The sequence below is a fragment of the Streptomyces sp. NPDC033131 genome (genome assembly GCF_055578365.1).
The window spans coordinates 133469-140253 of the sequence record NZ_JBVIPA010000009.1 but is presented as its reverse complement, the minus strand read 5'-3'; the positions used below and the strand labels follow the sequence as shown (position 1 = coordinate 140253).

5 protein-coding genes are annotated in these 6785 nt (G+C 71.8%); 1 reads left to right on the top strand and 4 read right to left on the bottom strand.

Annotation, left to right across the window (positions count from 1 at the left end):
• Nucleotides 1–123: 123 nt before the first annotated feature.
• The 3 genes from ACZ5XS_RS14490 to ACZ5XS_RS14480 all read right to left on the bottom strand — a co-directional run bounded on the left by ACZ5XS_RS14490 (nt 124) and on the right by ACZ5XS_RS14480 (nt 4709).
• Nucleotides 124–960 carry an aldo/keto reductase gene (locus tag ACZ5XS_RS14490; RefSeq protein ID WP_468651117.1) on the bottom strand — a complete coding sequence of 279 codons (837 nt, stop codon included), beginning with the start codon at nt 958–960 and terminating at the stop codon, nt 124–126.
• A 160-nt stretch (nt 961–1120) separates the two neighbouring features.
• Nucleotides 1121–2947, bottom strand: a complete 1827-nt coding sequence (locus ACZ5XS_RS14485; RefSeq protein ID WP_468651115.1) for an AMP-dependent synthetase/ligase — start codon at nt 2945–2947, stop codon at nt 1121–1123.
• A gap of 262 nt (nt 2948–3209) precedes the next feature.
• Nucleotides 3210–4709, bottom strand: a complete 1500-nt coding sequence (locus ACZ5XS_RS14480; protein ID WP_468651113.1) for an MFS transporter — start codon at nt 4707–4709, stop codon at nt 3210–3212.
• Nucleotides 4710–4820: 111 nt separating this feature from the next.
• On the opposite strand from ACZ5XS_RS14480, the gene ACZ5XS_RS14475 reads away from it, so the two are divergent.
• Nucleotides 4821–5801, top strand: coding sequence for an Lrp/AsnC family transcriptional regulator (locus ACZ5XS_RS14475; RefSeq protein ID WP_468651111.1), 981 nt, complete (start codon nt 4821–4823; stop codon nt 5799–5801).
• Nucleotides 5802–5825: 24 nt separating this feature from the next.
• Here ACZ5XS_RS14475 and ACZ5XS_RS14470 read toward each other — a convergent pair whose 3' ends face one another.
• Nucleotides 5826–6689 carry a LysR substrate-binding domain-containing protein gene (locus ACZ5XS_RS14470; RefSeq protein ID WP_383874053.1) on the bottom strand — a complete coding sequence of 288 codons (864 nt, stop codon included), beginning with the start codon at nt 6687–6689 and terminating at the stop codon, nt 5826–5828.
• Between the last annotated feature and the right edge of the window lie 96 nt (nt 6690–6785).

The following is a 6785-nucleotide window of genomic DNA, read 5'->3' as shown; positions in this document are numbered from 1 at the left end:
GCGCAAACCCCCTCCCCCCCCCCCCCCTCCCCCCCCCCCCCCCCCCTCCCCACCCCCCCCCCCCCCCCCCCCCCCCCCCACCCCCCCCCCCCCCCCCCCCCCCCCCCCCGAGGCCGGGAGGGGTCAGGAGGCGTCGAGTGTCGCCGGGTCCGGGCCCAGTCGGCGGTCCTCGTTCAGCGCGCTGATCGCCGCCAGGTCCTCGGCGTCCAGGCTGAAGTCGAAGACCCCGATGTTCTCCTTGATCCGGGACGGGGTCACGGACTTCGGGATCACGACGTTGCCGAGCTGGAGGTGCCAGCGCAGCACGACCTGGGCCGGGGTGCGGCCGTGCTTCTGTGCGATGGCGACGATCGCCGGAACCTCCAGGAGGCCCTTGCCCTGCCCGAGCGGCGACCATGCCTCGGTGGCGATGCCCTGCTGCGCGTGGTACTCGCGGGAGGCGTGCTGCTGCAGGTGCGGGTGCAGCTCGATCTGGTTGACCGCCGGGACGACGGACGTCTCGGCGACCAGTCGATCGAGGTGCTCGGTAAGGAAGTTGGACACACCGATGGCGCGCACGCGGCCGTCGGCGAGGAGCTTCTCGAACGCCCGGTAGGTGTCGACGTACTTGTCCGCGGAGGGAAGCGGCCAGTGGATCAGGTACAGGTCGACGTACTCCAGGCCGAGCTTGGCCAGCGACGTGTCGAAGCCGCGCAGCGTGGAGTCGTATCCCTGGTCGCTGTTCCAGAGCTTGGTGGTGACGAAGACGTCCTCACGGGGCAGCCCGGAGGCCGCGATGGCCTTGCCGGTGCCCTCTTCGTTGCCGTAGATCGCCGCTGTGTCGATGCTGCGGTACCCGGCCTCCAGCGCGGTGGTGACCGCCTGCTGCGCCTCGTCGTCCGGCACCTGCCAGACTCCGAAGCCCAGCTGGGGCATCTCGACGCCGTTGTTGAGGATGATCTGGGGGACCTTGCTGCTCACGAGCTCTTGATCCTTACGGTTGTCGTCAGGTGGTACTCCCATCGTCAACGATCACGAGCCGTGATGCATTCCTGACCGGGGAATCAGCGGGAATCAGTGAGTATCGCCGGTAATCGGTGCTAATTGGACAGGGTCGGCCGGAATGTGCCGGTTTCGAGCGTCATGCCCGGTACAGTGCCTCGACCTCGCCCGCGTAGGCGGTCTCGATCGCCTTGCGCTTCAGCTTCAACGACGGGGTGAGCAGGCCGTGTTCCTCGGTGAAGGGCTGGGCGAGGATGCGGAAGGTGCGGATCGACTCGGCCTGGGAGACCAGCGTGTTGGCGGCGACCACGGCCCGCCTGACCTCCGTCTCCAGGTCCGTGTCGCGCACCAGTTCGGCGGGGGTCATGCGCGGTTTGGCACGCATCGCCAGCCAGTGCTCCACGGCCTCCTGGTCGAGGGTGACGAGGGCGGCGATGTACGGGCGGTCGTTGCCCACGACGATGCACTGGGCGACCAGCGGATGGTCGCGCACCCGCTCCTCCAGCACGCCGGGGGAGACGCTTTTGCCGCCGGAGGTGACCAGGATCTCCTTCTTGCGGCCGGTGATGGTGAGGTAGCCGTCCTCGTCGAGGGAGCCGAGGTCGCCGGTGGCGAGCCAGCCGTCGTGCAGGGCCTCGTCGGTGGCCTTGGGGTTGTTGAGGTAGCCGTGGAAGACGTTTTCGCCGCGCAGCCATATCTCGCTGTCGTCCGCGATGTGCACGGTCATGCCGGGGATGGCCTGGCCGACGGTGCCGTAGCGGGTGCGCTCGGGCGGGTTGGCGGTCGCGGCGGCGGTGGTTTCGGTGAGGCCGTAGCCCTCGTAGATGTGCACGCCCGCGCCCGCCCAGAACAGTCCGAGCCTGCGGTCCATGGCCGAACCGCCCGACATCGCCTGCCGGATGCGGCCGCCCATCGCGGCCCGCACCTTGGAGTAGACGAGCTTGTCGAAGAGCTGGTGCTGCACGCGCAGCCCCGCCGAGGGGCCGGGCCCCACGCCCCAGGCCTTCGCCTCCATCGCGTCCGCGTACTTCACCGCGACCTCGACGGCCTTCTCGAAGGCACCGGACCTGCCCTCCTTCTCGGCTTTGCGGCGGGCGGCGTTGAACACCTTCTCGAAGATGTACGGCACGGCGAGGAAGAAGGTCGGCTTGAAGGCGGCCAGGTCGGGCAGCAGCGCGGCCGCGTTCAGCTGCGGCTGGTGGCCGAACTTGACCTTGCCGCGGATCCCGGCGATCTGGACCATCCGCCCGAAGACGTGCGCCAGCGGCAGGAACAGCAGGGTCGCCGCCTCGTCGCCCTTCTTCGAGTGGAACACCGGCTCCCAGCGCTCGATGACCGTGTCCGCCTCGTACATGAAGTTGCCGTGCGAGATGACGCAGCCCTTGGGGCGGCCGGTGGTGCCCGAGGTGTAGATGATCGTGGCGATCGAGTCGGGGGTGACCGCCTGCCGGTGCCGGTGCACCACCTCGTCGTCGAGGTGGGCGCCGGCCTCGTACAGCTCCCGCAGGGCGCCCGCGTCGAGCTGCCACAGCCGGCGCAGTTGCGGCAGCCGGTCGATGACGGTGGCGATCGTCATCGCGTGGTCCTCGTGCTCCACGACGGCCGCCGTGCACTCGGAGTCGTACAGCATCCAGAAGCACTGCTCGGCCGACGACGTGGGATAGACGGGCACCACCTGGGCGCCGATCGTCCACAGGGCGAAGTCGAACAGGGTCCACTCGTAGCGGGTGGGGGACATGATCGCGACCCGGTCGCCGAAGCGGATGCCCTGGGCGAGCAGGCCCTTGGCGAGGGCGAGGACCTCGTCGCGGAACTCGGCGGCGGTCACGTCCCGCCACTGCCCCGTCTCGTCCTTACGGCCGAGCGCGATGTGCAGCGGGTCCTCCTGGGCATGCTGGAAGACGACGTCGGCCAGTCCGCCCACCGGCGGTGCCAACGCCAACGGAGGGTTGGTGAACTCGCGCAATCCCCGCTCCCCGCCTCTTGTGACGCTCCGCACAGCGCCGTGAAAGCTACCCCACGCCGGGGACGGGCGGGAGGGGGACGAAAACCGAGCAGTGCTCACGTATGCACTGGTCAGTGGCGGAAAATGCGCTCACATAGGGAAGGGTCGGACAGAAAACTGACGGTTGAGTAAGTTTCGGTGCCGTAATCTCCACCGAATCTGTACGACCTGATCGCGACCACGGCGGTGGCCGGAAAACGACCGTCGAGCCCGGCGCGCGGCCTCATCCGCGCTGTACGGTCCCCTCCTTTGTCAGCGCCGGGGCCGCCGAAACCGTCACCGGGCCCCGCGCCGTCCGCGGACCGCGCACCAGTGCGAGCACCAGCACCCCGGCGACCACGGCCACCAGGCCGGCGACCAGCGCCGCCCGGTCGAGCCCCGCGGCGAAGGCCGCCCGCAGGGTGTGCTCGGAGAACGTGCCCCCGAGCGCCTCGGCGCCGCCGCCCGCGAGGGCGTGAGCCGCGTCGTGCGGCAGCGTGTCCTGCATCCGGGAGGTGAGGACGGTGCCGATGAAGGCGATGCCGATCGCGTAGCCGAGCTGCCGGAACGCGTTGACCGCGCCGCCCGCCATGCCCGCCCGCTCCGCCGGCACCGCGGCCAGCGCCGCGCCCGCCATGCCGGGCGACACCAGCCCCGTACCGGCACCCACCAGCACCAGCCCCAAAGTCAGCGCGTTCGCGCCGGAGTCCGCGTCCAGGCCGGCCATGCAGAACTGGCCGACGCCGACCAGCAGCAGCCCGCCCCCGATGGTGAACCGGGCCGGCGCCCCGTGCAGCAGCCGCCCCCCGGCCGCCGCCACCACGAACGAGGCGAGGGACATCCACAGCAACTGCACGCCACCGCGCACCGCGCTCATGCCGAGCATCGACTGCAGCCAGATCGAGGTGTACGCCAGCACGCCGAACGCCGCCCCGTTGAAGGCGAGCGCGCCCGCCATCACCCCGGAGAACGCGGGCTTGGTGAAGAGCCGCAGATCGAGCAGCGGATCGGCGCTGCGCCGTTCCACGGCGAGGAAGGCCGCCAGCGCCACGACCGCCGTCGCGAACCAGACGAGCGTGCCGCTCGCGGTCCAGCCGTGCGACCCCGCCCGCACCGCCCCGTACGTCACCGCCCCGGCGAAGGCCGCGAAGGTCACCGTGCCCGCCCAGTCGACACGCCGGCCCTGCCGGCCCCGCGACTCGGGTACGACCCGCAGCGTCAGCCAGACCGCCGCCACACTGACCGGCAGGTTCACGAAGAAGATCCACCGCCAGCCCGGCCCGTCGGTGAGCAGTCCACCGGCCAGCGGTCCGACCGCGGCCGCGGCCCCGCTGACCGCGCCCCACACCCCGAGCGCCGTCGAGCGCTGCCGGCCCTGGTAGACGGAGCCCAGTAGCGGCAGCGTCGTGGCGAACATCGCCGCCGCGCCCACCCCCTGCAGCCCGCGCGCGGCGACCAGCATGCCGGGCCCGGTCGCCAGGCCGCACCACAGGGACGCGCCCGCGAACAGCACCACGCCCACGACGTGCACCCGCCGCCGCCCGAGCACGTCGGCGGCGGCCCCCATCCCGAGCAGCAGCGCCGCCAGCGCCAGCGCGTACCCGTCCATCACCCACTGCAGATCGCTCAGCGACGCGTCCAGCGCCCGAGCCATGTCCGGCAGTGCCACGATCGCGATCGTCACGTCCAGCAACAACATGAACGTGCCCAGACAGACCGCCGTCAGCGGCCCCCATGTACGCATGTCCCCTACTCCCTCTGTGGTGTGTGCGCTGCCTCCGTACGATGGGGCGCACACGGCCGATCGCAGCGGTAGCGGACCGCCTGACGCCGAAACCCGACAGAGGTGAGCCGGATGGAGAGGGAATCCGACACCTTCGACCGGCTCGATCTGCAGCTGCTGGACGCGCTGGAGGTCAACGGCCGCGCCTCGTTCAGCCGGATCGGGGCGGTCCTCGGCGTCTCCGACCAGACCGTCGCGCGCCGCTACCGCAGGCTGTGGGCGCAGGGCGGCCTGAGGGTCGTCGCCGTCCGGGACGCCGAGCGCCTCGGCCAGGACCAGTGGACCCTGCGGCTGCGCTGCGTGCCCGACAGCGCCCTGGCCATCGCGGACGCGCTCGCCAAGCGGCCCGACACGAGCTGGATCGGCATCGCCGCGGGCGGCACCGAGGTGATCTTCGGGACCCGGCCGCGCAGCGTCGGAGACCGTGACGACCTGCTGCTCGGCAAACTCCCGCGCACTCCGCGCGTCATGGAGGTCCGCGCCCACCAGATGCTGCACCGCTTCTACGGCGGGCCGAGCGGCTGGCTGCGCAAGTTCGCCGCGCTCACCGCGGACCAGCTCGCCGCTCTCGGTCCCGGACCGGTCCGCGCCGAGGGCTCGGCACGTATCGACCCGCAGGACGAGGCCCTGGTCGTCGCGCTGGAACGAGACGGCCGTGCCGGCTACCCGGAACTCCAGCGCGCCACCGGCCGTTCGGAGTCCGCCGTCAAACGCCGCCTCGCCGCGCTGCTCGCCTCCGGCGCGGTCTACATCGACGTGGAGTACCACACCGAGGCGATCGGCCACCCGGTCTCCGCCGTCCTGTGGATCACCACCACCCCGGCCGCCCTGCACTCCGTCGGTGAGGCCCTCGCCGCCCACGACGAGATCGCCCACGCCGCCGCCACCGCCGGCCCCTCCAACATCATGGCCACCGTCGTGGTCAAAAGTACGGCGCACCTGTACGCCTATCTCAGCGGCCCGCTCGGCCACCTGGACGGGGTCCAGCACGTGGAGGCCTCGCCGTTCATGCGGCGCGTGAAGCAGCTCACCTATCGGCATCCGGTGCGCTGACGCCGGCCGTCGCGCCGCGCCGTGTCAGCGCCGGTGCAGCCGGTCCCCGCCCGCAAGGACCGCCGCCGCCAGTGCGTCGGCGGCCCCCTGGGCGGCCGTACGGCGGCGGCCGTGGACCAGGACGAAGTCGACCCGGCCGAGTTCCGGCAGCCCCGACCGGTCGGGCACGCGCACCAGGCCCGGCGGGATCAGCCCCCGGGAGTGGGCCATCACGCCGAGGCCCGCGCGGGCCGCCGCGACCAGCCCGCTCAGGCTGGCGCTGGTGCACGCGACGCGCCACGCCCGCCCCTGCCGCTCCAGCGCCTCCAGGGCGAGCGCCCGGGTGATGCCCGGCGGCGGGTACACGATCAACGGCACCGGCCGGTCCGCGTCCAGACGCAGCCGCTCCGCGCCGATCCACACCAGCTCGTCGTGCCACACCAGTTGTCCGCGCGGATCCTCGGGACGCCGCTTCGCCAGCACCAGGTCCAGCTTCCCGGCCGTCAACTGCTCGTGCAGCGTGCCCGACAGCTCGACCGTCAGCTCCAGGTCGACCTCGGGATGGTCGTGCCGGAAGCCTTCCAGAATCTCCGGCAGCCGGGTCAGTACGAAGTCCTCCGACGCCCCGAACCGCAGCCGGCCCCGCACCCGCGTTCCCGTGAAGAACGCCGTCGCCTGCTCGTGCACCTCCAGGATCCGGCGCGCGAAGCCGAGCATGGCCTCGCCGTCCTCCGTCAGTTCCACGGAGTGGGTGTCCCGGGTGAACAGCTGCCGCCCGGCGGCGTCCTCCAGCCGCCGCACATGCTGGCTGACGGTCGACTGGCGCAGCCCCAGCCGCCGGGCGGCCTGCGTGAAGCTGAGCGTCTGGGCCACCGCGAGGAACGTGCGCAGCTGGGAGGGGTCGTACACGAGACCAGGCTATCGCGGAACGCGATGACAGTGAGTGCGGTATACGGGATTCCCGATCGCCGGGTGGGGGAGCAGGATGGAGCGGGGACCCGTGAC